Here is a 23,314-nt window from a genome sequence, read left to right as displayed (position 1 = left end):
TCAAACCTATCCCCACCCTGTGGACAAAAGAAAAAGCCTGCACATGCAGGCTTTTTCTCATACCACAATGGCTCTCGGCGGCACCGGCGAGGAAAACACGATCTGTGTTTCGGTCTTGCCGAATTTCTGCAGACGTCCGATAAAGCCGTCCAGCTCCTGCGTCGAGGCGAACGACACCTTGATCAGCATGGAGTAGTTGCCGGTCACGCAGTTGCACTCGAGCACATTCGAGCACGCAGCAATGAACGGATAAAATTCCTCTTTCTGGGTGGGCTGCATATCCAGATGAATGTACGCGAGAATGTGATGGCCAAGCTGCAGCGGGTCCAGATCGAGCGTATACGCACGAATAACGCCCTGTTTTTCCAGCCGCTCAATACGCGCGGAAACCGCAGGGGAGGAAAGGCGAACCTCACCTGCAAGGGCCTTGATGGGGGTGCGGGCATTCTTCTGCAGCAGCCGCAAGAGCTTCAGATCAATTTCGTCCATGGGGCAAATAGCCCTCCTTATCCTAAAAATAAAAACAGGAGTCCGACCCGCCTTCGCGGGACGAACTCCTTTGTTCACTGTTTATTATAAAGCACGACCGGGTTGTTGTCAAATAAAATAAGGCTTCGAACAAAAGTTTTTATACATCCGAGTCGGTGATGACCTTGAATTCCATCCAGTCCGGCGTTGCGGAAACGTAAATGGTATCCTCGTCAATGAACACAAAATCCCGGTTATCGCTGAAATTGGACTGGTTGTTTTCGGTCGGAACATCGTTTCGGTTTGCCGTTTTCGAGGTGATCGAACCGTCAGGCGTTCCGCAGAACGGCTCGGAAGGCAGGTTTCCGGTCTCCTGATACAGCTTGCCATCCACCATGACCATCCGCGGTACGGTGGCATCCTGCTCGAACACGATCCACTGGTTATCAATCAGCACCTCGATATGGTCGTCTATGCGCTGATAGCCGTAGCCCGTGCCGAAGTTGGACTGGCCGTTCTCGGTTGGCGCGTCCGTACCGTTTTCGGTCTGCGAGGTGATCTCGCCGTCCATGTTGCCGCAGCGGCCATCGACCGTGCTGACCTCACCGGCAGACTGATACAGCGTGTTATCCACCATCACCATCATGGGTGCATCTGCGACCGGTTTCTGCTCGGTGGTATCCGGCAGGGCAGTTGCGTCATCCGTGCTCTGGCTGCCGATTTCGGCTTCCGCATTTTTCGGCTCGGCATTGCCGCAGCCGGTCAGCAGCAGCGCCAGAAGTGCAAGAAGCATTGCTAAAGTACGTTTTGTCATAAAAAACACCGCCTTTCGTAACTCTGATAGTATAGACGAAAGACGGCGTAAAAAGTTCCGTATAAAATTATTTTTTCTTTTTCGGTTTTGCCCAGCCGGATTTCTTACCCTGATTCGGCTTGCTCTGAGCCGGACGCGAAGCCGGACGTTTGCCGTTCGGTGCACTGTGCTTGCCGTTGTTAGGCGCAGAATGACGGCGGTCATTATTCTGCTGTCTGCCGCCGTTGGATACGCCGTGGCGGCTGACGCTGTGCTGCTTGCTGCCCGGAATCCGCTGGTCGCTGCTTCTGCCCGGACGAATGAGACATTCCTTGCCGAAGCCGATGAGATCCTCACGGTGCGCCTTTTTGAGCGCGGCAATGACGATCGGGCGCTTGTCCGGTCGGCGCCACTGCAGCAGCGCACGCTGCATCGCCTTGTCCTCGGGCGTTTTTGCCACAAAGACCGGCTTCATGGTGCGCGGATCAATCTCGGTGTAGTACATCGCGGTGGACAGCGTACCCGGCGTGGGATAAAAATCCTGCACCTGCTCGGGCATGTAGCCGACGCGGTTGAGGTACTGCGCGAGCATGATGGCGTCATCAAGCGTTGCACCCGGATGCGAGCTCATCAGATAGGGCACAAGATACTGCTTGCGGCCCAGCTTTTCGTTGATGCGGGCATACCGCTCGCGGAACTGCTCGTACACCTTGAAGGACGGCTTGCCCATGTAGTACAGGGCGTTGTCGCTCATGTGCTCCGGCGCGACCTTCAGCTGACCGGAGATGTGGTGCTCGACCAGTTCGCGGAAGAACGCATCGTTCTTCTCGGCCATCATGTAGTCGTAGCGCAGACCGGAACGGACAAACACCTTCTTCACGCCCTCGATGCGGCGCAGCTCACGCAGCAGTTCGAGGTAATCCGTGTGGTCGGCCTCGATGTTCTGACAGGTGGTGGGGAAAAGGCAGCGCTTGTCCTTGCAGCAGCCGTATTTCTCCTGCTTTTTGCAGGCTGGAAAGCGGAAATTCGCGGTCGGGCCGCCGACATCGTGGATGTAGCCCTTGAAGCCGGGCATTTGGGTGATCTTTTTTGCTTCCTCGATCACGCTCTCGTGGCTGCGGACCTGAATGTAGCGTCCCTGATGGAACGCGAGCGCGCAGAAGTTGCACGCGCCGAAGCAGCCGCGGTTGTGGATGATGGAGAACTGCACCTCCTGAATGGCAGGTACGCCGCCGAGCGCCTCATACGACGGATGATAGTTACGCATGTACGGCAGCGCATAAACGTGGTCCATCTCTTCGGTGGTCAGCGGCTTCGCGGGCGGGTTCTGCACAAGGATGCGCTTGCCGTGCCGCTGGAGAATCGCCTTGCCGCGCACGGCATCCTGTTCGTCGTACTGGATTTTGACCGAACGGGCGTAGTCCGGCTTGCTGGCACAGACATCCTCGTACGAGGGGCATTCGACCGCATCATACTCCAGATCGTCCGTATCATGCACCATATAGGCCGTGCCGCGGACTCCCTTGCACGCATCCGCACCCTTTTTACCGTGCTTGAGGTTGTTCGCCAGCTCAACGACCGAGTGCTCGCTCATGCCGAACATCACGCCGTCCGCGCCGGTGGATTCCAGAATGGACGGCATAACGCGGTCAGCCCAGTAATCGTAGTGCGCAAATCGGCGCAGACTGGCCTCAATGCCGCCGAGATAGACCGGCGTTTCCGGGAAGGCGCGCCGCGCAAGCATGGAATAGACGGTTACCGCACGGTCCGGGCGCTTGCCGCCCACACCGCCCGGCGTGTATGCATCGTCCGAACGGCGCTTTTTCGCCGAGGTGTAGTGCGCGACCATCGAGTCGATGTTGCCGCCATTGATGAGCACCGCGTAGCGCGGACGGCCCATCTCGAGGAAGTCGTGCTCATCGCGGAAGTCCGGCTGACTGAGGATAGCGACCTTGTAGCCGGCATCCTCCAGCACGCGTGAAATAATCGCCGTGCCGAACGACGGATGATCAACGTACGCATCGCCGGTGACGATGAGAAAATCGCAGTAATACCATCCGCGATCGGCCATATCTTGTTTGGAAATAGGGAGAAAACCGTTCATATATACCTCTTTGGATTTACAAGGTGAAAATTATAGGTTACAATAAAAATACGGGTAATCCGGCAAAAGATGTTGAAGACGGTTGACCATACTCCCTGAAGGGAGGTGGTATTGTGGATCAGATTCTGCAGATTATTACATTGATCATTCTGCTTGAAATCGTTAAAACCATAAAAAAATAACCGTCCTCGGCCAAAGGTAACGGTTATTTTTTTAACAAAATAATTGAACCCAGGTCAACCGTCTTCTGCCGGATTGCCCTTTTCTATCTATAAGTATAGCAAATCTGCGGTAAAAGTCAAGCCGCAGAGAACGGAAATGTTTTGTAAAATGAAAAATAACCGTCCTCGCCAAAGGTAACGGTTATTTTTTCGCAAATAAGGTATACGGTTATTCTGCAAAAACTCAGTTATCCAGATAGAACTGAACCAGCTCCTGCATGAGTTCGTCGCGGTCGATCTTGCAGATCAGGCTGCGGGCATTGTTGTGGTTGGTTATGTAAGTCGGGTCCTCAGAGAGAAGATAGCCGACGATCTGGTTGATCGGGTTGTAGCCTTTCTCCTTGAGCGCGTCATACACAGTGGTAAGCGTGCGCTTCATCTCCTTGTTGGACTCGTCTACCAGACTGAATTTTCTCGTTCCGTCAAGCATATTTGGTTCTCCTTTCCGATCCTACCTGTCGGTGTTTATCGTTACTTAAAGCATAATACAAAAAGCGGAAAAAGTAAAGCCTTATCCGCGCAAAACTCGCATGAAAACTTTTTCCGCCTGTGGCATACACTGTATGGCGATGGAAAAGGAGACGGTGTTTTACGAGCTGTAATTTTCCAGCAGCCGCGCCAGCTCCTCTGCATTATCGAGTGTAATGCCGTCCGCAAGTGCCTGCTGCTCGGCGGATGGCAGCGTGCGCGTGTCGATGCCTGTGCGCAGGACCGAGCCGTCGCTCTGCCGGATGACAAGCCGGTCGTTTTCGCTCTGCACCGTATAGGTAATCGATGCGCTCGCCGGAACGGCCGGCGAAGCCAGAAGCGCACGTCCGGCCAGTACCAGACTGATCATTGCTGCAAGACATGCCAGCGCGGCGAACTGTGTGCGCCGCCGCGCCTGCTGCATAGCAAGCAGATAAAAACCCTGCATCATAGTCAAAACTCCTTCACTCAGTGGGACTTGCTTTGAGTATTCCCACAAAAATACGGTCTATTCTAAAAGCAGCGTAAAAAATGTTTGGAATTTGCAAAGTCCTGTGGTATAATGCTATCAGAGTGCCTATTACCTCGGCAGTAAGCTGCCGGAAGAAAATCGGCACAGGCAGCTATTGTACAATTCATTTAGCCTTATAAGACGGTAATACCGATGAATTTTACGGTATTGCCAACAATACACGGTGCTTAAAAAAAGACCGTGTGCGGGAACAAATAGGACGTGTTCTTCGTCTTACCCGACAGGACCCTGCGGTGCATATCGTGGGGCAAGGAGGAAAACAAATTGGCAACTGGCAATCAAAAAGGAACGGGAATCGGACATCTGTTCTCCCGCATACTGATTACACTGGTATTGATCGGTGTGCTGTGCGGCTGCTTCTGCGGTATTGCGTTTGCGCTGTATGTACACATCTATATCAATCCGTCCGCGCAGGAAACTGCGGTGGAGATCAGCAAGGGACTGGGTCTGAATCTGAATTCATTCATTTATGCTAAGGAATCGGATTCCGATGAATACAAGCTGTACGAAACCATCAAGGGCAAGGAAAACCGTGAATGGGTGGACAGCGACAAGATTCCGAATACCCTCAAGAACGCAGTCGTTGCAATCGAGGACGAGCGCTTTTACAAGCACCACGGTGTAGACTGGGTGCGCACGATCGGTGCGGTCAAGGGCTGGCTGCTCGGCGGTACGCAGTACGGCGGCTCGACGATAACGCAGCAGCTGATCAAAAACATCACGGCTGATAACGATTACTCGGTAAAGCGCAAGGTAAACGAGATTTTCCGCGCGTTTGCACTTGAGAAAGAGATTGACGACAAGGACCGTATTCTGGTCATGTACCTGAACACGATCTATCTGGGCTACAACAGCTACGGTGTGCAGACTGCGGCGATGCAGTATTTTGACAAGGATGTATCGCAGCTGGATCTGGCAGAATCCGCCGTGCTGGCAGGTCTTACCAACAACCCGTCGATTTACGACGTTTATAACCATCCCGAAAAGGTAAAGAAGCGTCAGGAGACCATCCTTGCACAGATGCTCGATCAGAAGATGATCTCGCAGGAGGAGTACGAGGCTGCCGTAGCAGAGGAGCTTAACTACCGCCCCTACGAGGAGTATCAGCAGGAGATCAAGTCCACCTACAGCTACTTCACCGATGAAGTTATCAAGGACGTGATCAACGACCTGATGACCGAAAAGGGATATTCCCGTCTGGTTGCGGAGAACATGGTTTACTCCGGCGGTCTGAACATCTATGCGACCATCGACACCAAGGTGCAGAATGCACTCGATGAGGTCTGGGCTAACGCAGATAATTTCCCGAACACCGAGAAGTACGGCGAAATCCCGCAGAGTGCCATGGTCATCACGGACAAGCAGGGCAATATCGTTGGTATTGCCGGCGGCCGCGGTGAAAAGACCAGCAGCCGCGGTTTCTCCTATGCGTCTGACGCACGCCGTCAGCCGGGTTCTTCGCTCAAGCCGCTCTCGGCTTACGGACCGGCGATGGATAACGGCATCGTCACGCCGGACAGCACGATTTATGATCGTGCACTCATGGAGGATGAAGAGGGCAATCCGTGGCCGATGAACGACGGCAAATATCCGACCGGCCGTCAGCTGACCATTAAGGAGGGCATGACCCGTTCGCTCAATACGGTCTCTGCACAGCTTCTCAAAACGCTGACACCGCAGGTATCGTTTAACTTTTTGACCCAGCAGCTTGGCTTTAAGCTGGTAGACAGCCGCACCAACGAGGATGGTACCGTGCAGTCGGATATCGACCTTGCACCGCTGGCGCTTGGCGCACTGACGGACGGTGTTACCGTTCGTGAGATGGCGGGCGGTTTCTCGACCTTCATCAATGATGGCGTTTGCGGCGGTACCCGCACCTACACCAAGGTGACGGACAGCGAAGGCAACACCGTAATGGAGAATACACCCAACACGGATAAGGGCTTTACCAATGTCCGCACGGATTATTATATGCTCGACTGTCTGCAGAACGTTACCGCACACGGTACCGCCTACGGCATTCAGCTTGACGGTGTAGAAACCGGCGGCAAGACCGGTACCACCACCTCCAATACCGATATCTGGTTCTGCGGCATCACGCCGAAGTATTCCGGTGCGGTATGGGTAGGCTACGAGCATAACTACCGTCTGGACGGCCTGTACGGTCGCAATGCGGCGAATATCTGGCTGGCTGTTATGCAGAAGGTGCATGCAGGTGATTCCGGTCTGGTATTTGACTCGCATCCGCAGGATTTCGAGGAAGTCACCTACTGTATGGATACCGGTCTGCTGGCATCCGGTGCGTGCCGCGCTGCGGGACGTGCTGCAACCGGCCGATTCTGGAAGGGCAAGGTTCCGACCGAGACCTGCAGTCATCAGAATATCGAAAACAAGTATGATTTCGAGAACATGGGCGTAGATAATTATTACTACGATGATGAAGAAGATGACAGCGATTCGGACAGCAGCTCTTCGGATACCGGCACCGGCAATGAGGATTCCGGTGACGGCGGATCGTATGACAGCGGCGACAGCGGCGATTCCGGTGACGACAGCGGAGACGGCGGTGACAGCGGAGACGATTCGGGAGACAGCGGCGATTCCGGTGGCGACAGCGGAGACAGCGGTGACAGCTCGGAGGATCCGGAAGCATAAAGCCGAATTGTTCGGCACAAACTGAAAACTGAAAATCGTTCAGCGCCGCACAAGGCCGCACAAGTCGGGGCGTTAGCGGTGCCTTGAACCCGCAATCCGCTTCAGCGGGGACTATGCGGGTAACAAGGAGCACACATGCGGCGAGGCAGCCACTCACAGGGCGATGAGGAACCGGTACTGCGCAACGGAGGACTGTGAACCATGTCAGGCGGGGAACCGAGCAGCATTAAGCAGAAACCATCGTGTGCCGCAGATCTGCCGATTCTGAGCCCGAAATGCGGAAAGGCAGCCGGGTGTGTGTATTCGAATTACCTGTGTGCGGTCTTGTGGGGCGCTGAACGAATCTCGATCGAAACCACGCTTTCGATCGAAGGGGATGTGCCGAGCCTGCGGCTCGGACAAATCCCGGCGGGACAAAAGTTCCTCCCGATGGTCGAAACTTTTGCTCCGTCTTGTATAAAAACCCACGCACATGTCGCGGGTTTTTATGAATCTTACGGCGTGGCCGTAAGATTCGATTGAATGCCGCCGTGAAGCGGCGGAGACCGATGGCTCGGATTTTTGAAACAAAATCCTGCCATGCGGGTACGGTTTGCAAGCAAATCGGTATTGAATGGCGGACAAAGTCCGCGAGAGGACGCTTTGAGGCGGGCTTACGCCCGCCTCTTTATTTTATTGAGGGGAGGATTTTCGTTTGTATCAGGCTTTATACCGCAAATGGCGGCCGCAGACGTTTGCGGATGTGATTGGGCAGCAGCATGTCACGGACACACTGCGCGCGCAGCTGCAGTCCGGACGTTTGAGCCATGCATATCTGTTTACAGGCACGCGCGGCACCGGCAAGACCACCTGTGCGAAGATCCTCGCGCGCGCAGTCAACTGCGAGCATCCGGTGAACGGCGATCCGTGCAACGAGTGTGCGGCGTGCCGCGGCATTCTGGACGGCTCGGTGCTGGACGTGACCGAGATTGACGCGGCGTCCAACAACGGTGTGGACAACATCCGTGACCTGCGCGATGAGACGCGCTACACGCCTGCACAGGTCCGCAAGCGCGTGTTCATCATCGACGAGGTACACATGCTGTCCATCGGTGCGTTCAATGCGCTGCTCAAAACACTCGAGGAGCCGCCGGAGCATGTTCTGTTCATCCTCGCTACCACCGAGCTGCACAAGGTACCTGCGACCATTCTGTCGCGCTGTCAGCGGTTTGATTTCCGCCGCATCGGCGCGGAGGACATTTCCCGCCGGCTGCTGGATGTTGCGGCAGGTGAGGGCATTGCGCTGACCGAAGGTGCGGCACGCCTGATTGCCCGGCTGGCAGACGGCGCCATGCGAGACGCGCTTTCCATGCTCGACCGTGCGGCGGCAGCCGGTGCGGTGGACGAGAAAACGGTCACGGCGGCGCTCGGCGTCATGGGTCAGGACGATGGCATTCGCCTGGCCGAGCACCTGAAAACCGGTGATCTGGCGGCGGCAGTCGGCCTGCTGGACGAATATTATAACGCAGGCCGTGATTTAGCGTCTGTGTACGACCAGATGCTTGGCCTGATCCGCGATGCACTGCTGGTCAAGACCAGCAAGACCGACGTTTCCGCGCTTATTTCTCCCGCGTACAGCGTAAAGACGCTGCAGGCGCTGTGTGACGGTCTGGCGTCGTCCACGCTCATCGCGTGGAGCCGCATTATCAGCGATTCGCTCGACCATATGCGCACGGCAGCCAACCGCCGCGTGGAGGCGGAGCTGTGCGCGGTGCGGCTGTGCAGTCTGGGCGCGGATAATTACGATACACTCGGCGGGCGCGTGGAGGCGCTCGAGGAAAAGCTGAAGAACGGCGTTCCGGTGCAGATGGTGCCCGCAGCAGCCGCGCAGCAGGCAGGCGATGTGCCGCCTCCGCCGAGTGACGATGATGCACCGCCGCTTCCGGGTGACGAGGATGCGCCTGACTGGGTAAGCGAGGAGGAGTCGGCACCGGCACCGCCCAAGCCGGAACGGACGCTGTGGCAGCACTGGCAGCCGCTGCTCAAGGCGCTGACCAACAAAATCAACATCGGCGCGCACACCTGTATCAAGCTGAGCGCGAAAGGCGTGCTCGAGGACAACGCGCTCGTCATTCTCTGCGAGGACAAAATGACGGCTCTTCTCGCGGCAAAGGAGCCGACCATTTCGGTCATCCGGGAGCAGGCGGCCAAGCTGAACGGCGCACCCATCAAGGTCAAGGTGCGCGAAGCGGGCGAGGAGCTTGGTGTGAAAAAAAATATCGCAGTCGATGAACTGATCGACCGCGCTAAATCAATGGATATTCAAGTGAAACAGCTTTAAGGAGGACATTTATTATGGCAAAGGGTAAGGGTTTCGGCGGCTTCGGCGGCGGCATGAACATGCAGGCGATGATGAAGCAGGCACAGAAGATGCAGGAGAGCATGCTCAAGGCGCAGGAGGAGATCGCGCTGATGGAATCCACCGGCACGGCAGGCGGCGGCATGGTTACCGCGACTGTAACCGGCACTTCCACGCTCAAGAGCATTGAGATCAAGCCGGACGTTGTTGATCCGGACGATATCGACATGCTGCAGGATCTGGTCGTTGCAGCGGTCAACGAGGCGCTCAAGGCGGCTTCCGACAAGTCGCAGAGCCAGATGTCCGCGATTACGGGCGGCATTGGCGGCGGTCTGGGCGGTCTGCTGTAATGGAGCTTTTTGCACCGCCGGTCGAACGGCTGATCGAGGAGTTTGCAAAGCTCCCGGGCATCGGCCAGAAGACCGCACAGCGGCTGGCGTTTCATGTGCTCGACCTGCCGAAAGAGGATGCCGAGCGGTTTGCGGATGCCATCCGTGAAGCAAAAGCCAAGACGTTCACCTGCAAGCGCTGTCAGAATCTGACGGACAGCGAGATCTGTCCGATCTGCTCGGACAAGACGCGCAACCAGAAGGTGATCTGCGTGGTGGCAGAGCCGCGCGATGTAATCGCGTTCGAGCGCACGAAGGAGTACAAGGGTCTGTATCATGTGCTGCACGGCACGCTGTCTCCGATGGGGCACGTCGGACCGGACGACATCCGTATCCGCGAGCTGGTCAAGCGCGTGGCGGAGGAGGAGACCGAGGAGGTTATCCTCGCCACCAATCCGGACACCGAGGGCGAAGCCACGGCGATGTACATTTCGCGGCTGCTGCAGCCGTTCGGCATCAAGATTACGCGGCTGGCGTATGGTATTCCGGTTGGCGGGCATCTGGAGTTTGTTGATGAGGTGACGCTGACCCGTGCACTGGAGGGTCGAAAGGAGCTGTGATGGCTCCTTTGCAGCCTTGTAAGGTTTGTGTTTGACGGAAATTGGTGCCGCAGTATGCTGCGGTTCTTGCCTTCGCGGCAGGCGTACAAGAGGGTAGACACCAAGGTTTCCGCCCTCTGATTTTCACCCCTTTCCTAAGATAGCCTGACGCAAATCAGAGACCGGCGACTGCTTCGAAAAGGGGAACGGCAGAGGAGCTTTTCTACCGTAGGGGCGCACAGTGTGCGCCCATGTCTCTGCCTGTACGCAGTGTCAGATAGTTTACTACTACACATATGGGCAACTCTACGCAGAGGGCGGCACAAGGTGAATTGCCCAAAGGGCAAGAGAGGGTCCTCTGGAGGATGGCAGTGCCGCCCAAAGATTTGGTTGGTTGCTGTGCTCGGCAGCGTTGTTTATGACAAGATTGTACTTGTTAGCGTATAGGCGTGCCCGGTGACAGCGTACCGCTTCGCGGATCGTGTGCACCGGATAGATGGTGCTGAATAGAATTTACAACGTCAACTCTCATTTTACCTTTAAAAAAGGCAAAAAAACAGGAACAGCCGAACTTTCGTCCAGCTGCTCCCGCAATAAAAGGTAGGATAGAGAGTAGAAAGCAAGAACATGTGGGGGGATCTTACGCTTTCCACGTCATTTATAATACTGGTGAATTGTGAACATTCTGTGTACATTCTACAACAATATTAGATTTTTGATAGATCGGGAGGAAAAAGTCTGTGGCAGACCTGAAAAAAGAAATTGAAAATCGGCGCACATTTGCAATCATTTCGCACCCTGACGCCGGTAAAACCACCATCACAGAGAAGTTTTTGCTCTACGGCGGAGCCATTCAGGAGGCCGGCATGGTCAAGGGCAAGAAAAACAGCCGTCATGCGGTTTCCGACTGGATGGAGATCGAGAAGCAGCGCGGTATTTCGGTAACGTCCTCGGTGCTGCAGTTCCGCTATGAGGGTAAGTGCATCAACATTCTGGATACCCCGGGTCATCAGGACTTCTCGGAGGATACCTACCGCACGCTGATGGCGGCTGACTCGGCGGTGATGGTCATTGACGCCTCCAAGGGCGTCGAGGCACAGACCCGCAAGCTGTTTAAGGTTTGTGCGATGCGCGGTGTGCCCATCTTCACCTTTATCAACAAGATGGACCGTGAGGCACGCGACCCGTACGAGCTGCTCGAGGACATCGAGAACGAGCTGGGCATCGGCACCTATGCGGTAAACTGGCCGATCGGCTCGGGCAAGCGCTTCAAGGGCGTGTACGACCGCATGGACGATGAGGTTATCGCGTTTGAGGGCGCGGATTTCCGCCACGAGGTCAAGGCGCGGCGCCTGTCGATCGACGATCCGATCCTCGAGGGACTGCTGCCCGAGGATCAGTACCAGACGCTGATCGACGATGTGGAGCTGCTCTCCGGTGCAGGCGACGAGTTTGATCTCAAGGCTGTGCACGAGGGCAAGCTGTCGCCGGTGTTCTTCGGTTCCGCGCTGACTAACTTCGGCGTTGAGCCGTTCCTGAAAAAGTTCCTGCAGATGACGCCGCCGCCGACCGCGCGTACCGCTGACATCGGTGTGATCGACCCGTTCGACCCGCATTTCTCCGCGTTTGTGTTCAAGATTCAGGCGAACATGAACAAGGCGCACCGCGACCGTGTTGCGTTCATGCGTATTTGCTCCGGCAAGTTTGAGCGCGGTCAGGACGTGCTGCACGTTCAGTCCGGCAAGAAGATGGTGCTTGCCGCACCGCAGCAGCTGATGGCACAGGACCGCTCCATTGTCGATGAGGCGTATGCGGGCGATATTATCGGTATTTTCGATCCGGGCGTGTTCTCCATCGGTGATACCGTGTGCGATCCCAAGCATAAGTGCGTGTTCTCCGGCATCCCGACGTTCGCACCCGAGCTGTTTGCCGTTGTCCGTCAGAAGGACACGCTCAAGCGCAAGCAGTTCGTCAAGGGTGTCGAGCAGATCGCACAGGAGGGCGCCATCCAGATCTTCCGCGAGCCGAATGCCGGTATGGAATCGGTTATCGTCGGCGTTGTCGGCGTGCTGCAGTTTGAGGTGCTCGAGTACCGTTTGAAGAACGAGTATAACGTTGAGATCATCCGCGAAAACCTGCCGTATGAGCACGTTCGCTGGGTTGAGAATGACGAGGAGGACTTCGATATTAAGAAGCTCCAGCTCACGAGCGATACTAAGATCGTCGAGGATCTCAAGGGCAACAGCCTGCTGCTGTTCACCTCGCCGTGGAATATCACCTACGCAACCGACCATAACGAGAACCTGCGTCTGGCAGACTTTTCCGAAAACGCATAAGCTAAAAGACCGCCTTACGGCGGTCTTTTTCGATGGTGTGTGATAAGGTGCCCGGGGGGGATGGACTCGGCGCACCGAATTAAACGATTGGTACATGTTATCCCGTAGGGGAGCACAGTGTGCTCCCATGCAATGTAAAATTGAACGTGTTCTGGGCGAACAATGTTCGCCCCTACGGCTGTATATCTGCAAATGGTCTGCAACGGTGCGCCGAGTCGGCGCACCCTACGGTTAAGCGATATCGTATGGTTTGATACTTTGCCGGGTCATTTTTAGCAAACAATAAAAGAGCACCGGAATCGAAATTCCGGTGCTCTTTTATTGCGGTAGCCCTTACAGGCAGCGCCTGTCAAGGGCGTCCCTCGATTGAAAGGGCTGTGCCCTTTCAATCGAAAATCAGCATACGCCCTGAGCCAGCATAGCGTCAGCAATCTTCTCGAAGCCGCCGATGTTAGCGCCCATAACAAGATTGTCCTTGTGGCCGTACTTCTCAGCTGCAGTGATGCAGGTGTGGAAGATGTTAACCATGATGTCGTGCAGACGCTGGTCAACTTCCTCGAAGGTCCAGGACAGACGCAGGGAGTTCTGGCTCATTTCCAGACCGGAGGTAGCTACGCCGCCTGCGTTAGCAGCCTTTGCCGGGCCGAAGAATACGCCGGCTGCCTGGAATGCTGCAACAGCCTCCGGGGTGGACGGCATGTTAGCGCCCTCAGCTACGAACTTGCAGCCGTTGGCGATCAGAGCCTTGGCGTTCTCCTCGTTCAGCTCGTTCTGGGTTGCGCACGGCAGAGCGATGTCGCACTTTACGCCCCACGGACGCTGACCCTCGGTGTAGGTGCTGCCTGCAACGCGCTCAGCATACTCCTTGATGCGGCCGCGCTTAACTTCCTTGATGTCCTTAACAACATCCAGATTGATGCCGTTCGGATCGTAGATGAAGCCGTTGGAGTCGGACATGGTAACAACCTTAGCGCCCAGCTGGGTAGCCTTCTCGCAGGCATAGATTGCTACGTTGCCGGAACCGGAGATTGCAACGGTCTTGCCCTCGAACGAAGTGCCCTTGTATGCGAGCATTTCCTTCATGTAGTAGCACAGGCCGTAGCCGGTTGCCTGCGTGCGTGCCAGAGAACCGCCGTAGGACAGACCCTTACCGGTCAGCACGCCGGTGTACTCGTTGCGCAGACGCTTGTACTGGCCGAACATAAAGCCGATCTCACGGCCGCCAACACCGATATCGCCTGCCGGTACGTCGGTGAACTGACCGATGTGCTTGCACAGCTCGGTCATGAAGGACTGGCAGAAACGCATGATCTCAGCATCGGACTTGCCCTTCGGGTCGAAGTCGGAGCCGCCCTTGCCGCCGCCCATCGGCAGAGTGGTCAGGCTGTTCTTGAAGCACTGCTCAAAGCCGAGGAACTTGATAACGGATGCGTTAACAGAGGGGTGCAGACGCAGACCGCCCTTGTAGGGGCCGATTGCGGAGTTGAACTGTACGCGGAAGCCGCGGTTAACCTGAACCTTGCCCTGATCGTCAACCCACGGTACACGGAACATGAACATGCGCTCCGGCTCTACGATGCGCTCCATGATGCCGTTCTTCTCGAGCTCCGGACGAGCTTCAACAACCGGCTCAAGGCTCTCAAGAACCTCGTAAACTGCCTGCTGGAACTCCGGCTCATTCGGGTTGCGCTTCTGTACGGTTTCGTACACGCCCTGCAGATAAGAATTGGTAAGTGCCATTTTTATTGTCCTCCTTACATTCTATACCACTCGCTTAACTTTCGTAAGTAATCCGAGTGGAATGCTTTTATATTTGGTGACGGTTTTATTATATAGCAATTTTTTTGTATATGCAATACTTTAGCGTGATAAAATTATACAGTTTTTTAGGCTGAAAAACCTATGGATATTGGCAATCTGACTTGATATAATAAAGTAAAAGAAGGAGGCAACAGCCATGGCAAACAGCTTTGAACGTATATATGCAGTGGTGAAGAAAATTCCGCGCGGAACGGTGGCCAGTTATGGGCAGGTCGCGCTGCTCGCGGGCAACCCGAGATGGGCGCGCGTAGTCGGCTATGCGCTGCATGCCAATCCCGATCCGGAGGGTATTCCATGCTACCGCGTGGTGACGAAAGACGGACGAACGTCACCGGCGTTTGCGTTCGGCGGCGCGGATATCCAGCGCGCACTGCTCGAAGCGGACGGCATCGAGTTCACCGAGGACGGCCGCGTGGATATGACGAAATACGGCTGGACAGGATTAGGGTAACACCGCACAATTAAACTGCGGCGCTTTACGGAAATTTTGTGCTCTGACGTCGTTGTGCTTTCACGGTAATACACAAAGTATTACCGCAAAATCACGCCTAGTCAGACCGCAAAATTTACTCGTAAATCGCTCTTGTTCAATTATGTGGTATTACCCTGACTTGACAAATCCGGTCGTGCGGTGCTATGCTTGCGCCAAAGGAGTGACACGCATGATCGACATCGAAAAGCTGACCGCGCTCGCTATCGCATACGACGCAGGCGACGCAAAACGGATTCAGCACTTTATAAAGGTATACGCATACAGCCGTCTGCTCGGGCGCAGGGAAGGTCTGGATGAGCATACGCAGAATGTACTGGAAGCCGCAGCAGTCCTGCACGATATCGGCATCCATGAAGCTGAACGGAAGCACGGCTCGAACGGCGGGCATTGGCAGGAGATGGAAGGTCCGGCGGTCGCGGCACCCATGCTGCGGCAGTGCGGCGCGGATGAGCAGGAAAGCGAGCGCGTGCAGTGGCTCATCGCGCATCACCATACCTATACCGCCGGAGAGGAAAAAGATTTTCGTATTCTGCTCGAAGCGGATTTCCTCGTCAACGCCTACGAGGACGGCATGACGGCAGAGCAGTGTAAAACCGCGAAAGACCGCGTGTTCCGAACCCAAACCGGCAAGCAATATCTTGAAGAAATGTTTCTCAAACCGACATATCAGGCGAAATAATGGAAAATTGAAAATGGAGACACCCACCGCAGTGGGCGTCCAGCGAGCAACCGCCCATAGGGCGGCTCTTAGCGAGTCGGAATGGAGAATGAACCCCGAGGTAGGGCATTCTCCATTTTTTCATTTTTATTGAGTGCCAGCCGGATAGCACGGTGCGCCGAGGTCGGCGCACCCTACGGTAAACATTCATTATCAAATTGAACTCGCAGGTGCCGTCTGTAGCCACCAGACCAACGAATTGCGCGACACAGGTATGTCGCGCCTGCGGAGAGCAGGCCGCATGTGTAGCAGTACGTTATCTGTGAACTGCGAATATGTCGAGAAATGGGCGCACACTGTGCGCCCCTACGGCAGAGTAATCCGACTGCCGTTCTCATATTTTTCGAAGCGGTCGCCGTTCTCTGGTATGCGTCAGGTTAAGAAACAAAAGGAAGTGGGAGTTAAGAGGGTAGAAACCATTGGTGTCTACCCTCTTGCCCCCGCCGTGGGTACGGCGCCCCCCGCCGGGCAGGTGAGATTCCTCTCGCTTCGTAAGCGACCACTCCCCGAAATGTGAACATTTCGTGAAACTCGTTGACATTGCCGAATGACGGTGTATAATATGTTAGCAAGCTAACAGTAAGGAGGCTAACAATGGATTGTTGCGACCATAATGCATGCTGCGGTCACTCGAACGACCGCATCGGTGCAGAAATCGGCATGCTGCATAATCTGCTTCGGCGGCAGATGGCGTGTATGACCGAAAAGACTGCGAATGCAGCGAATGTGACCGGCATGCAGGCGATGATCGTCCATCACCTGATCATACACGAAAAGCAGGGCGATATATTCCAGAAGGATCTGGAAAACGCATTCCAGATGCGCCGCTCGACCGCAACAGGCATACTGCAGCTGATGGAGCAGCACGGTATTATCCGCCGTGAGCCGGTGGAGCATGACGGCCGCCTGAAACGTCTGGTGCTGACCGAGCAGGCGCGTGCAATGGATAAGCGCATTGGCGAGCGCATGAAGCAGATGGAGCAGCTTCTGCGGCAGGGCATCACCGAGGACGAGCTGAAGGGCTGGTTTGCGGTCTGTGAAAAAATCCGCTCCAATCTGGAGCAGTACCAATGCAATATGTGCAGGGAGGGACAGAAATAATGATAAAACGACTGCTGAAAAGTGTGCGTGAGTTCAAAAAGGACGCACTGCTCACGCCGTTTTTCGTTGTGCTTGAGGTCGTGATGGAGGTCATCATTCCGATGGTTATGGCGCTGCTGATCGACAAGGGCATTGACGGGCAGGATATGGCCGCCATTTGGAAATACGGCATCATCCTTGTGCTGTGCGCCATGCTCGCGCTGGTGTTCGGCGCGGCGGCCGGCACCTTTGCGGCGAGAGCCTCAACCGGCTTTGCCCGCAATCTGCGTCACGATATGTACTACAATGTGCAGAATTTCTCGTTTTCCAACATTGATAAGTTCTCCACCGGTTCGATCGTCACCCGTCTGACCACCGATGTTACCAACGTACAGAACGCCTTTCAGATGTGCACCCGCATTGCGGTGCGCTGCCCGGTCATGCTGGTCTTTGCGCTGTTCATGGCGATGAAGATCAACAGCAGGATGGCGCTCGTATTCCTCGCGGTACTGCCGATTCTGGCAATCGGTATGGGCATCCTGATGAAGGTCGTCGGCCCGGTCTTTGAGCGCGCATTCAAAATCTACGACCGCATGAACACAGTTGTACAGGAAAATGTGCGCGGCATCCGCGTTGTTAAGACCTACGTTCGTGAGGACCACGAGACTGAAAAGTTCGAGGGCGTTTCCGGCATGCTGTACCGCACGTTCTCCAAGGCGCAGAAGACCATGGCAGGCGTTATGCCGCTGATGCAGTTCTGCATGTACGCGTGCATGCTGCTCATTTCGTGGTTCGGCGCGCGTCTGATCGTCGGCGGCTCGATGACCACCGGCGAGCTGACCAGCATGTTCTCCTACGCGATGCAGATCCTGATGAGTCTGATGATGGTAGCGATGGTTTTCGTTATGATTACCATGGCCAAGGCAAGTGCAGAGCGTGTTGCCGAAATCCTCGATGAGCAGTCCGACCTGCACAATCCCGCAAACCCGATTCACGAGGTCAAGGACGGCGCGATCGAGTTTGACGACGTTTCCTTCAGCTACAAGGGCGATGAGCGCAAGCTGGCGCTCAAAAACGTCAGCCTGCATATCAAGGCCGGTCAGACCGTCGGCATTCTCGGCGGCACCGGTTCCGCGAAGTCTACGCTCGTGCAGCTGATTCCGCGCCTGTACGATACCACGCACGGCACGGTCAAGGTCGGCGGTGTGGATGTCCGCGATTACGATATCGAGGCGCTGCGCGATCAGGTTGCCATGGTGCTCCAGAAGAACGTGCTGTTTTCCGGCACGATCAAGGAAAACCTTCGCTGGGGTGACGAAAACGCCTCGGATGCGGAGCTCGAGCGCGTATGCCGTCTGGCACAGGCGGATGAATTCATCCAGCAGATGCCGGATCAGTATGACACCCACATTGAGCAGGGCGGCTCAAATGTCTCCGGCGGTCAGAAGCAGCGCCTGTGCATTGCGCGTGCGCTGCTGAAAAAGCCGAAGATCCTCATTCTTGATGACTCGACCAGTGCGGTCGATACCAAGACGGATGCGCTTATCCGCAAGGCATTCGCGGAGGAGATCCCGGACACGACCAAGATTATCATTGCACAGCGTGTTTCCTCTGTGCAGGATGCAGATCAGATCGTCATTCTCGACGGCGGCACCGTGCAGGCTGTCGGCACGCACGATGAGCTGCTCGCAGCCAACACGATCTATCAGGAAATCTACAACCAGCAGAACAGAAAGGGCGGTGAGGAATAATGGCAAGACCTCAGATGCGCGGACCCGGCGGCCGCAGAGGCATGATGGGCGGCAAGCGTAGCAAAAATCCGAAAAAGACGCTCGGACGTCTTATGAAATACATTCAGAGGGGTTACGGCGTACAGTTTGTGGTTGTACTGATCTGCATTCTGCTGTCGGCTGTGGCAAACGTGGCAGGCTCTATGTTCCTCAAAAGCCTGATCGACGACTATATTTCTCCGCTGCTGCTGCAGGCAGCTCCGGTGTTTACCGGCCTGCTGCATGCGCTGATAAGCATGGCGGTGATCTATCTCATCGGCATTGCGACTACGTTTGTCTACAACTGGCTGATGGTCAGCATTTCGCAGGGTGTGCTCAAAAAGGTGCGTGACGAGATGTTCGCGCACATGCAGAAGCTGCCGATTCGCTACTTCGATACGCATACCCACGGCGATCTGATGAGCCATTTCACCAACGATACCGATACGCTGCAGCAGATGCTCAGCCAGTCCGTGCCGCAGATGTTTTCCTCAGCGATGACCATTATCTCGGTGTTCATCGGCATGCTGGTGACGAATGTATGGCTGACGCTGTTCGTACTGCTCGGCGTGTGCGTCATGCTCAAGGTGGTAAAGAAACTGGGCGGTCAGTCCGCGAAGTACTTCCTCGAGCAGCAGAAGTCGCTCGGCAGGGTCAACGGCTATATCGAGGAGATGATCAACGGTCAGAAGGTCATCAAGGTGTTCTGCCACGAGGAAAAGTGCAAGGAGCAGTTCGATGCGCTCAACGATGAGCTGCGCGAGAATGCTGCGAGCGCGAATACCTTCGCAAACATCCTCATGCCGATCATGATGAACATCGGCAACCTGCTGTACGTTCTGGTCGCGGTCGTCGGCGGTGCGCTGGCGCTGTCCGGCGTGGTCGGAAACAGCATCACCATCGGCGTTATCGCGTCCTTCCTGCAGCTGACCAAGTCGTTCACCCAGCCGGTAACGCAGATCTCGCAGCAGTTCAACTCCATTGTTATGGCGCTCGCCGGTGCTGAGCGTATCTTTGAGCTGATGGACGAGGAGCCTGAGGTAGACAACGGCTACGTTACTCTCGTCAACGCCAAGTACGACAAGAACGGCGAACTCGTTGAAACCCCGGAAAAGACCAACATCTGGGCGTGGAAGCACCCGCACGAGGACGGCACCACCACCTATACGCAGGTCCGCGGCGATGTCCGCTTCTTCGATGTGGATTTCGGTTATAACCCGGATAAGATCGTTCTGCACGACATCACGCTGTACGCCGAGCCCGGTCAGAAGGTCGCGTTCGTCGGTGCAACCGGCGCGGGCAAAACGACCATCACCAACCTGATCAACCGTTTCTACGACCTCGCGGACGGCAAGATCCGCTACGACGGCATCAACATCAACAAGATCAAAAAGGCCGATCTCCGCCGCTCGCTCGGCATCGTGCTGCAGGATACCAACCTGTTTACCGGCACCATTCGCGATAATATCCGCTACGGCCGCCTTGACGCGACCGATGAGGAGGTCGAGGCAGCGGCGCAGCTTGCCAATGCGGACGACTTCATCCGCCGACTGCCGGACGGCTACGATACCGTCATCGACGGCGACGGCGGCAGTCTGTCGCAGGGCCAGTGTCAGCTGCTTTCCATCGCGCGTGCGGCTGTTGCCGATCCGCCGGTTATGATTCTCGATGAGGCGACCAGCTCGATTGATACCCGCACGGAGTCCATCGTGCAGGCCGGCATGGACGGCCTCATGTACGGACGTACGGTGTTCGTTATCGCGCACCGCCTGTCCACGATTCAAAACGCAGACGTTATTATGGTGCTGCAGCTCGGCCATATCATCGAGCGCGGCAATCATGAGCAGCTGATTGCGGAACACGGCAAGTATTATCAGCTCTATACCGGAGCGTTTGAATTAGAATAAGTGCTTTCTGCTCGAAACCTGCAGAATCAGAACCCGAAACGAAGATTTCGGGTTCTTTTTTGTGCGCAGAAACAGAAAAACCGCCGGCGGCGGTCTATCGGTTGGGCTTCTGCGGCAAAAGAGCCGCTTTCCGCACTTTGCCGTCGTTTTACGCGCTCGAAAGTTGGAATATGCGCTTAATTTTTTTCAAAACGCAATTTCCGCTGTTATTTCCCGCCAAGCGGCACGCCTGCGTTGGGATATACTGGGAAAACAGCAAGGGAGGCGTAACGAAATGGATAAACAAAGGGCAAGGCGGTCCGCGTCGATACCGGTGCGGATCGGGCATGCGGCAGCATGGGCTGCCGGATTATGGAAACAGGAGCATCTGCGGACGCTCATCACAGGCGCACAGCGATTCGTGCTGTGTGCGGTGTTGGCACAGGGAACCATCCTCGGCGGGTACATGCCGTTCGGACTGGCGATGGCGGCGGCCTTGATGGCTCGAGGAGCGGGACTTTCCGCGCTCGGCGGTCTGGTGTGCGGCGTTATGCTGCGCGGCGACGGATTCCACGGCGGCATTTACGCCGCGGCAGCGCTGCTGGTGCTGTGCGTGATGAGCGTGTGCGCCGGTCTGCGGGTGATGTCCGAGCGGTGGTTTGCGCCCTGTGTGGCGACGTTTGCAAGCGCGGCGTGTACATTCGTGTTCCTGCCGCTCGGTGCAGAGCTGACCGCACCGGCGGTGCTGACATTCCTGCTCGTACAGGGCATCACGTTCGGCGTGTGCTGGATGTACGGCGCGGCCTTCGCACCGCCGCGCGACGAAAACGACTGGCGCAGACCGGTAACGCTTTTGGTGCTGACCGCGACCGTGCTTTTATCGCTTTCGGGTATCAATCTGTTCGGTGTGTTCGCTCCCGCGAGAGCGGGGGCGCTGCTGCTCGTGCTGGCGGCGGCGTATCTCGGCGGACCGGCGGCGGGCGCGGCAGCCGGTGTCGCGTTCGGCGCGGCAATGGATCTCAACATCGGCTACGGAGCCTTGTTCACCTGCTGCTACGGTCTGTGTGCGCTCGTTGCCGGACTGTTTCACGACAGCGGCCGCGGCTGGTTTTCGGTCTGTGCGCTCGGCGGCGGACTGTGCGCGGCTATGCTCGGCGTGGAGCATCCGCTGTTCATTCCGCTGCTCACAGAGCTGTTCTGCGCGGTCCTCATGTTTGCGGCGCTGCCGCCCTTCGTGTGGGAGGCTATCCGGCGCAGCCTGCTGCCGGATACTCTGATGGGCGAAGCCGCCAGTCAGCGCGTGCGGCGGCTGGCGGGTACCTGTGCGACCGAGGCGGCGCAGGCGTTCTACGAGCTGTACCTTGCTATGCTGCACGGCGTCAGCGAGGGCAAAGCCGCCGGAGACCGGAACATTCGGTCGGTATTCGACTACGCGAGCGACCATGTCTGCAAAGACTGCATGCTGTGTACGCAGTGCTGGCAGCGGGACTATGTGAGCACGCTGGCGGCTCTCAATGATGTGACCCAGCCGATGCTGCAGCGCGGACGAGCGGAAATGAGCGATTTTCCCTATCATTTTGCGGCACGGTGTGCGCACCTGCCCGAGCTGATGCGCGCCATCAACAGTGCGCTGTTTGCGCTGCGTGAGCGCGAAAGCCTTCGGCGGCAGCAGGAGGAAAACCAGAGCCTGCTTGCCAGGCAATACGCAGGCATTACGGACATTCTTCGGCAGCTTGGCGCGGAGGTCACGCAGGATGAAACGGCGCAGCCGCTGATGGAACGGCAGGTGCGCCGGTACGCGGCAGCGTTCGGATGGATCGACCGCGTGTGCGCGGTGCGGGATTCGCAGGGCAGGCTGACCGTTGAGTTATACGGCGAGGGCATTGACGATATCATGAAGCAGGGGGACGGCTTTTCAGCCGGTCTGTCCGCGCTGCTGGGCGTGACGTTGACTGCTCCGGAGAAGAAAAAGGGCAGCCAGGGCATCCACGTTGAGATGCACGAGCGGGCGCCGTACCGTGCGGTGGTCGGCATCGGCCGTCAGCAGAAGGAGGGCGCGTCGGTCTCGGGCGACAACGCGTGCTACTTTCTCACCGACACCGGAACGGCATGCCTGCTCCTGTCGGACGGCATGGGCTCGGGTGCCGCCGCGTCGCGGGACAGCCGCATGCTCATCACCTCGCTCGAGCGGTTCCTGCGTGCAGGCATTTCGGTCGGAGACGCGCTGCACGCGGTCTCTCCGGCGCTGCGCCTGCGGTCAGACGGCATGCGCTTCACCACACTGGACGCATTCACGCTCGACCTGTTCAGCGGACGCGCAGAAAACCTCAAGTGCGGCGCCGCACCGACCTACATGCGGCTGAACGGCCGGTGGACTATCCTGCCGGGCACGGCGCTGCCCATCGGTCTGGCGGAGGAGGACGAGCTTGGCGACGCCGTGCCGCTGCAGATGAACGACGGCGACATTGTGGTTCTGCTCTCGGACGGCGTGACCGACGGCACGGACGATAAATGGGTGCGGCAGCTGCTTATCGCGCATGCAGGCGACAGCCCAAAGGAGATCGCGGCACATCTTGTGAACGAGGCGAAAGGCCGCGGACATGATGACGACCGAACGGTAATGGTCATGAAAATCGAAAAGCTGGAATGAGACTGGTATAAAATCACGAAAGAGGGGAATGATGGAACAAAGAGAGGAGGAATC

At 56.5% G+C, this 23,314-nt stretch carries 17 protein-coding genes and 1 other RNA gene; 12 read left to right on the top strand and 6 right to left on the bottom strand.

The window, feature by feature from the left end:
* Nucleotides 1-57: 57 nt before the first annotated feature.
* The 5 genes from DW088_RS04140 to DW088_RS04120 all read right to left on the bottom strand — a co-directional run bounded on the left by DW088_RS04140 (nucleotide 58) and on the right by DW088_RS04120 (nucleotide 4,505).
* On the bottom strand, nucleotides 58-489 hold the full coding sequence (locus tag DW088_RS04140; protein WP_116704675.1) for an Lrp/AsnC family transcriptional regulator: 432 nt from the start codon (nucleotides 487-489) through the stop codon (nucleotides 58-60).
* 139 nt (nucleotides 490-628) lie between these two features.
* The gene (locus DW088_RS04135; protein ID WP_147356545.1) at nucleotides 629-1,282 is read right to left on the bottom strand and encodes a hypothetical protein; all 654 of its coding nucleotides are present in this window, start codon (nucleotides 1,280-1,282) and stop codon (nucleotides 629-631) included.
* A 67-nt stretch (nucleotides 1,283-1,349) separates the two neighbouring features.
* Entirely contained in the window at nucleotides 1,350-3,365 is a 2,016-nt protein-coding gene (locus tag DW088_RS04130; protein ID WP_118359729.1) for a YgiQ family radical SAM protein, read from the bottom strand.
* A 405-nt stretch (nucleotides 3,366-3,770) separates the two neighbouring features.
* Nucleotides 3,771-4,016 carry an IreB family regulatory phosphoprotein gene (locus tag DW088_RS04125; RefSeq protein WP_110435230.1) on the bottom strand — a complete coding sequence of 82 codons (246 nt, stop codon included), beginning with the start codon at nucleotides 4,014-4,016 and terminating at the stop codon, nucleotides 3,771-3,773.
* Nucleotides 4,017-4,175: 159 nt separating this feature from the next.
* Nucleotides 4,176-4,505, bottom strand: a complete 330-nt coding sequence (locus tag DW088_RS04120; protein ID WP_118359727.1) for a BofC C-terminal domain-containing protein — start codon at nucleotides 4,503-4,505, stop codon at nucleotides 4,176-4,178.
* Nucleotides 4,506-4,850: 345 nt separating this feature from the next.
* On the opposite strand from DW088_RS04120, the gene DW088_RS04115 reads away from it, so the two are divergent.
* The 6 genes from DW088_RS04115 to DW088_RS04090 all read left to right on the top strand — a co-directional run bounded on the left by DW088_RS04115 (nucleotide 4,851) and on the right by DW088_RS04090 (nucleotide 12,843).
* Complete coding sequence (locus DW088_RS04115) at nucleotides 4,851-7,241, top strand: transglycosylase domain-containing protein (RefSeq protein ID WP_158574604.1); 2,391 nt, start codon at nucleotides 4,851-4,853, stop codon at nucleotides 7,239-7,241.
* A gap of 55 nt (nucleotides 7,242-7,296) precedes the next feature.
* Nucleotides 7,297-7,563, top strand: an RNA gene (gene ffs / locus DW088_RS04110) — signal recognition particle sRNA large type.
* A 372-nt stretch (nucleotides 7,564-7,935) separates the two neighbouring features.
* Nucleotides 7,936-9,561, top strand: a complete 1,626-nt coding sequence (gene dnaX / locus DW088_RS04105; protein ID WP_118359723.1) for a DNA polymerase III subunit gamma/tau — start codon at nucleotides 7,936-7,938, stop codon at nucleotides 9,559-9,561.
* A 14-nt stretch (nucleotides 9,562-9,575) separates the two neighbouring features.
* Entirely contained in the window at nucleotides 9,576-9,929 is a 354-nt protein-coding gene (locus tag DW088_RS04100) for a YbaB/EbfC family nucleoid-associated protein (RefSeq protein ID WP_118359721.1), read from the top strand.
* On the top strand, nucleotides 9,929-10,528 hold the full coding sequence (recR, locus tag DW088_RS04095) for a recombination mediator RecR (RefSeq protein WP_110435225.1): 600 nt from the start codon (nucleotides 9,929-9,931) through the stop codon (nucleotides 10,526-10,528). Before DW088_RS04100 ends, recR begins: the two co-directional genes overlap by 1 nt.
* Before the next feature lie 719 nt (nucleotides 10,529-11,247).
* The gene (locus DW088_RS04090) at nucleotides 11,248-12,843 is read left to right on the top strand and encodes a peptide chain release factor 3 (RefSeq protein WP_118359719.1); all 1,596 of its coding nucleotides are present in this window, start codon (nucleotides 11,248-11,250) and stop codon (nucleotides 12,841-12,843) included.
* 396 nt (nucleotides 12,844-13,239) lie between these two features.
* On the opposite strand, the gene gdhA is transcribed toward DW088_RS04090, so the two are convergent.
* Complete coding sequence (gene gdhA, locus DW088_RS04085) at nucleotides 13,240-14,583, bottom strand: NADP-specific glutamate dehydrogenase (protein ID WP_118359717.1); 1,344 nt, start codon at nucleotides 14,581-14,583, stop codon at nucleotides 13,240-13,242.
* A gap of 217 nt (nucleotides 14,584-14,800) precedes the next feature.
* Here gdhA and DW088_RS04080 point away from each other — a divergent pair, with 217 nt between their 5' ends.
* From DW088_RS04080 to DW088_RS04050, 6 genes are all read left to right on the top strand, one after another.
* The gene (locus DW088_RS04080; RefSeq protein WP_118359715.1) at nucleotides 14,801-15,115 is read left to right on the top strand and encodes an MGMT family protein; all 315 of its coding nucleotides are present in this window, start codon (nucleotides 14,801-14,803) and stop codon (nucleotides 15,113-15,115) included.
* A gap of 211 nt (nucleotides 15,116-15,326) precedes the next feature.
* Nucleotides 15,327-15,836, top strand: a complete 510-nt coding sequence (locus tag DW088_RS04075) for an HD domain-containing protein (protein WP_118359713.1) — start codon at nucleotides 15,327-15,329, stop codon at nucleotides 15,834-15,836.
* A gap of 633 nt (nucleotides 15,837-16,469) precedes the next feature.
* Complete coding sequence (locus tag DW088_RS04065; RefSeq protein ID WP_118359709.1) at nucleotides 16,470-16,976, top strand: MarR family winged helix-turn-helix transcriptional regulator; 507 nt, start codon at nucleotides 16,470-16,472, stop codon at nucleotides 16,974-16,976.
* Entirely contained in the window at nucleotides 16,976-18,706 is a 1,731-nt protein-coding gene (locus DW088_RS04060; protein ID WP_118359707.1) for an ABC transporter ATP-binding protein, read from the top strand. The genes DW088_RS04065 and DW088_RS04060 overlap by 1 nt, the downstream gene beginning before the upstream one ends.
* Nucleotides 18,706-20,631, top strand: coding sequence for an ABC transporter ATP-binding protein (locus DW088_RS04055; RefSeq protein ID WP_442861169.1), 1,926 nt, complete (start codon nucleotides 18,706-18,708; stop codon nucleotides 20,629-20,631). The genes DW088_RS04060 and DW088_RS04055 overlap by 1 nt, the downstream gene beginning before the upstream one ends.
* A 274-nt stretch (nucleotides 20,632-20,905) precedes the next feature.
* Entirely contained in the window at nucleotides 20,906-23,260 is a 2,355-nt protein-coding gene (locus DW088_RS04050; protein WP_118359705.1) for a SpoIIE family protein phosphatase, read from the top strand.
* Nucleotides 23,261-23,314 lie beyond the last annotated feature (54 nt).

Origin of the sequence: Butyricicoccus sp. AM05-1, assembly GCF_003474415.1 — a bacterium.
GTDB classification, from domain to species: Bacteria; Bacillota; Clostridia; order Oscillospirales; family Butyricicoccaceae; genus Agathobaculum; species Agathobaculum butyriciproducens.
This window is presented reverse-complemented; position numbering and strand designations above follow the sequence as displayed.